This is a genomic window from Emticicia sp., from assembly GCF_049241225.1.
In the GTDB taxonomy this organism is placed as follows: domain Bacteria; phylum Bacteroidota; class Bacteroidia; order Cytophagales; family Spirosomataceae; genus Emticicia.
The window spans coordinates 24,098-27,360 of sequence record NZ_JBMLRC010000043.1; the positions used below are offsets into that span (position 1 = coordinate 24,098).

3 protein-coding genes are annotated in these 3,263 nt (G+C 34.8%); 2 read left to right on the forward strand and 1 reads right to left on the reverse strand.

Annotated elements, in window-relative coordinates; genetic code table 11:
• The coding region (locus tag ACOVO2_RS02905; protein WP_421768533.1) for a fibronectin type III domain-containing protein at positions 1–815 on the reverse strand (815 nt) is incomplete at its 3' end.
• Between the two features lie 210 nt (positions 816–1,025).
• On the opposite strand from ACOVO2_RS02905, the gene ACOVO2_RS02910 reads away from it, so the two are divergent.
• A complete protein-coding gene (locus tag ACOVO2_RS02910; protein ID WP_421768534.1) occupies positions 1,026–1,832 on the forward strand; it encodes a hypothetical protein in 807 nt (268 codons plus the stop codon).
• A gap of 506 nt (positions 1,833–2,338) precedes the next feature.
• Positions 2,339–3,103, forward strand: coding sequence for a PD-(D/E)XK nuclease family transposase (locus ACOVO2_RS02915; protein ID WP_421768535.1), 765 nt, complete (start codon positions 2,339–2,341; stop codon positions 3,101–3,103).
• Positions 3,104–3,263 lie beyond the last annotated feature (160 nt).

Genomic DNA, 3,263 nt, shown 5'->3' on the forward strand with positions numbered 1-3,263 from the left:
GCGGTTATGAAATAGTTTTGGGCAGTTTCTTGGAGCACTTCGGTGGTCGTACCAATGGAATAATAATATTGCGTATTGGGCGAAAGTCCCGACAGATTGACGATATGCTCGGTAGTGAGTGTGGCATCGCTTACGCTACTGCTCAAATTAGCGACATTAGTGCCATAGCTGACTTTGGTGGTAGAAGCCACGTTGGTTCGCCAGCGAATCTGCATACTGCTTGAAGTACCCATCTGCAAATACGGCCCACGACTAACGGTATAGCTGGAAGGAAGTAACTCACAATCAAACGAAATATCTGAACTGGTAATGGCAGTTTGGTGAATTTCGACGGACACAACATTATTTCCTACTTGAAAATTGGAGGCCGCAATGGTAGTTTCAAGCCACGTATTACCATCATCAGTAGCGTTGGTTGCGAGTGTTTGATAGCTTGCATTAACTGCCAAATTATCTCGAAAAACCTCTACACCATTGACATACACCACTACGCCATCGTCTCGTTTGATGCGGAGAAGATAGCTTGTAGCCAACGATGAAATACTGACGGTTTTCCGAAAATAGGTAGTGATATATTTATTGCTGGCATTACCACCATAACTCACAACGGTTGCTTCGTCGCCATCACCGTAGCCGAGCTGCGAAGGCCCCGAGGCCCAAGATACATCATTGAAGCCTACTCCACGCCATGCGGAGCCTTGGTCGGTGCCATTATCGAGGTATTTCCAGCTTTGTCCGCTCGAAATGACTGGTGTTTGGGCAAAAACAGACATCGCCAACAAACACAAAAACAATGTGTAGTACCTCGCAATCATTGGGTAGGAGTTTGATAGGGTATAATACAAAGTTTATGATTTTTAGGCAGAAAAACATAGAAAAACATGCTTTATTTTAGGTTTTCTACCGAAAGATAAATATAATTTTGATTGCTTGGTTTGAGGTTAGGATTTTTGGAAATTGCGGGGATATATTAATCTATTATTCAAAGCATTAGTAGATAAGCTACAAAAACTAAGTAAATCAAAATGTTATTGACACTCGAAACAAAAGAAAAACTATTAACTAATGTTGAGTCAAGACTTAATGAACTTGCAAATGAAGTGGATAATCTTGGGAAATTATTTACTGAGCTTGAAGCATATAAAACATTTTTTGAAGGTCGAAATCTTTTAAATCCATTTGAGAATCTAAAAGATATACTAAATTTTAGACTTATTGTAGGAATTATAAATCTTGATTTATGTGCAGCCACATTAACCTATCTAAGGGGTAAGTTTCAATATGAAACAATAAGTGCTTCTCGTCAAATAATTGTTATTATCAGTGAAGGATATAAGAAAATTTACAACTTTATTGCAATAAACGAAAAAGGAGACAAAGTTTTAAAACATAGAAATAACTCTTTTTGGATAAAAGAAATAGGGCAAATCATAAATTCAGAGTTACCTGAATTAAGACAAGAATATGAAGATTTAACTAAAAAGCTTGACAATTATTTGGTTATAAATTTTGATGTACTAAAAACACAGAGAGACCTATCTGTCCACTACGATAAAGAACCGATGAAGGTTTACAATATGATAATAAAATTAGATATTGAAGAATCGTTTAAAAAATTGATTCTTTTTCTTGATATACTAAATAATTTATTTGCTTTCACTCAATTACTTGTAAACAGTTTTCAGAAAAAGATAGAACAAGCTAATTTAGAACAAGACAAAAGAATTGATACTATTGCTGATTTACTTGATAAACACATGGTACCAAATAATGAAAAAATAAGCACAGATTTTAAAGAACAAATTTTATCATTAAAAAAACTTTACAGATAATAAGCTCCCGTTAGGCTGAATTTTAATCAGTCAATGTGTAAGCAGTTGTTACAAAAAATCAAAACCATCAAAAGCCGTAGGCTTGAAAAATTTTGTAGACACATATGAAAATCGGTGAAATATGAATCTCTAACTATCCAACTTGAGTCACCCCGAATTTCATTAGGAAAACGATTCATTGCCGTCAGTTTTAACTGACGGATACTTTTATGCAATCAAATTCGACTTTAGTCTAAATAAATGGTTAGACTAAAGTCAAATTTGTTCTGTTTTTTTTGCTGTAATCCGTCAGCTAAAGCAGACGGCAATGAATACCCCCCCGTTAGGCTGAATCTATATTCAGTCTTTGTGTCAGCCATTGTTACAACGGTAATAAGCTTATAAGAACAAAATTCAGTATATTTACTTCATGGAAGCACTATACACAGACGACCAAATATTTATTCCGATAATCTCGGATTATGGTTTTAAGGCAACTTTTGGCAATGAAACGAATACACTTTTTTTTGCGTAAAGCCTTGCAAGCACTCATCAAATCAGAAACACCAATTAAGGAAGTCAAATTTGATAAAAACACCTTTGAAGGCATCACACAAGACAGTAGAAGTGGAATTTTTGACCTAACTTGTACTGACGAGAATGAAAATCATTTCATAGTAGAAATGCAGTATGGAGATGCTCCATACTTTGTACAACGTATGAAATTTTATGCTTTACATAAGTTTAATGCAATGGTAAAACGTGGAAAGTTTGACTACGGAACACTGACCAAAATCTATTGTGTGGCTATTTTAGCAAATAATATAAATCCTTATGAACACTATCACAATGTTGCTAACCTAAGAAATGAACAAGGCGAACTTATTGACACCCAAATGACGTTTGTTACAGTAGAATTAGATAAATTTGCGTCGCAGGAGGTTAATTGTAAAACAGATTTAGAAAAACTGATATATACAATGAAAACGATACATACAGTTACCCAGCCAACACAATTTCCTCAATTTTGGAGTGAAGAATGGCTAAAAGTAGCAATTGATGAGTTGGACAGTCGCAAAATGACACCTGATGAAAAGGCATCTTTAGAGATTTTGATAGCTCGAAATGCTGAATCTGTCAATAAAGAGAAACGTCAATTACAAAAATCAATTTCTAATCTTTTAGGGCTTAACCTATTGACAGTCGACCAAATTGCAACATCATTAGGTGTTTCAGCAGACTTTGTCTTGTCTGTTCAAAAACAACTCTCCAATCAATCAACCAATAAATAATAGCAATAACCATTAAGGTTTTTATCTACAAAAATTAATAAGTATCACTCCTCTTTAGGCTGAATATAGATTCAGTCTTTGTGTCAGCCGTTGTTACACCATCACCAAAAACCAAAAATCCTAACAACTACTTGCTGAAAAATCACTAAATTGGCGTTCA

What these genes read in the sequence shown, in the direction of transcription:
- ACOVO2_RS02910 (WP_421768534.1), top strand. Translation starts at nt 1,026, where the DNA reads ATGTTATTGACACTCGAAACAAAAGAAAAACTATTAACTAATGTTGAG.